This is a genomic window from Mesorhizobium sp. M7A.F.Ca.CA.002.09.1.1, from assembly GCF_003998555.1.
Taxonomy (GTDB): domain Bacteria; phylum Pseudomonadota; class Alphaproteobacteria; order Rhizobiales; family Rhizobiaceae; genus Mesorhizobium; species Mesorhizobium ciceri.
On the sequence record NZ_RZRR01001151.1, the window covers coordinates 1 to 1446 of the forward strand.

A 1446-nucleotide genomic window follows, 5' to 3' on the forward strand; every position below is an offset into this window, starting at 1 on the left:
TTTGCTGGCAAGGAAGAGTTCGCCAAGGCGCTCGGCCTGATCAAGGACGGCAAGCCGATCCGCTACGAAGGCGTCATCGGCCCGGTCGCCTTCGATAAATATGGCGACATCACAGGCCCGTTCCGGCTGTGGAAGATCGTCGACGGCAAGGTAGCGACGGACGGTGAAATGACCACCGACGATGTCAACGCCTTGCAGGCCAAGCTTCAGTAAGCATCATTCCGTTTGGTCCGGCATCGATTATGTCAGCATCGATGCCGGGCCAAGAATATGGTTGCCTCATTGCGGCGCTCTTGCCCGGCACTCACGTCCGTTCCGTCGCAACTTGCCTGGGGATGAGAAAGCGGGCGGCGAGCACGCAGAGCAGCACGGTGAACATCAGGATCAGCGCCACCAGCGCATTGATATCGGGTGAGAAGCCAAGCCGCATCATCGCCCACAGCCTGACCGGCAGCGTGCTTTGCGTGCCAGTGACCAGGATGGTGATCATGGTCTCGTCGAATGACAGGGCGAAGGCCAGGATGGCGCCGCCGACCATGGCGCTCGACAGGTTCGGCAGGATGATGCGCCAGAAGGTCTGCCAGCCCGTGGCACCGAGATCGTAGGACGCTTCAACCAGCGTGCGGCTCATCGACTGCAGCCGCATCAGTACCGTGCGGTAGACTATCGCCAACACGAAAACCGTATGGCCGATAACGACCGTCAGCAGCGAGCGTTCGAGGCCGATCTCGCGGAAGAAGATCAGCAGCGCCAGGCCGCTGATGATCGGCGGCATCAGGAACGGCAGGAAGATGATGAACTGCAGCAGCGAGCGTCCGGAACGGCGCCCATGATAATAGAGCGCCAGCAGCGTTCCGCTGACCACCGACAGGATGACGGTGCAGACGCCGACGATCAGCGTCGTGCGCAGAGCGACCAATATGTCGTGGTTTTCAGCCAGCGCCACATAGGTCGACAGGGTCGGCGACGACCAGTCGACGGAGCCATGCGAAATGGTGAAGAACGACGACACGATCGGCACGAACAGTGGGCTGTAGAGCAGCACCGCAACCAGTGTCGTGATCACGGCCAGAAAGATCGTGGACAGTCGGGGCAGGGCGCTCATACCGAAGTCCCCGGGTTGCGGCCAAAGCGTTCGCCGACGAGGATTGCGGCGATCACCACGACGGCCAGCGCCACCGACAGCGCCGCGCCGAACGGCCAGTTATAGGCCGTGCCGAACTGGCTGTAGAGGATGCGGCCGAAGGTGAAGCCGCTGATGCCGCCGACCATTTGCGGCGTCAGGAAATCGCCGATCGCCAGCACGAAGACGAAGCTCGCCGCCGAAGCGACGCCGGGCAGGCTGAGCGGCAAGGTGATGCGCAGGAAGGTCTGCAAGCCGCTCGCGCCGAGATCGTCGGATGCGCGCAGCAGCACCTGCGGAATCCGCTCCAGCGACAGGAAGAT

Annotated in this window: 2 protein-coding genes and 1 pseudogene; 1 reads left to right on the plus strand and 2 read right to left on the minus strand. The window is 62.4% G+C overall.

The annotated features are described in order from the left end of the window. A pseudogene (locus EN994_RS31210) lies at nt 1–213 on the plus strand (amino acid ABC transporter substrate-binding protein); the annotation flags it as partial. 91 nt (nt 214–304) lie between these two features. Here EN994_RS31210 and EN994_RS31215 read toward each other — a convergent pair. Together EN994_RS31215 and EN994_RS31220 are read right to left on the minus strand one after the other, a co-directional pair. Next, entirely contained in the window at nt 305–1105 is an 801-nt protein-coding gene (locus EN994_RS31215; RefSeq protein WP_063167571.1) for an ABC transporter permease, read from the minus strand. Further along, nucleotides 1102–1446, minus strand: a 345-nt coding sequence (locus EN994_RS31220) for an ABC transporter permease subunit (protein ID WP_127308140.1), incomplete at its 5' end; no start/stop codon positions are given. The genes EN994_RS31215 and EN994_RS31220, both read right to left, overlap by 4 nt.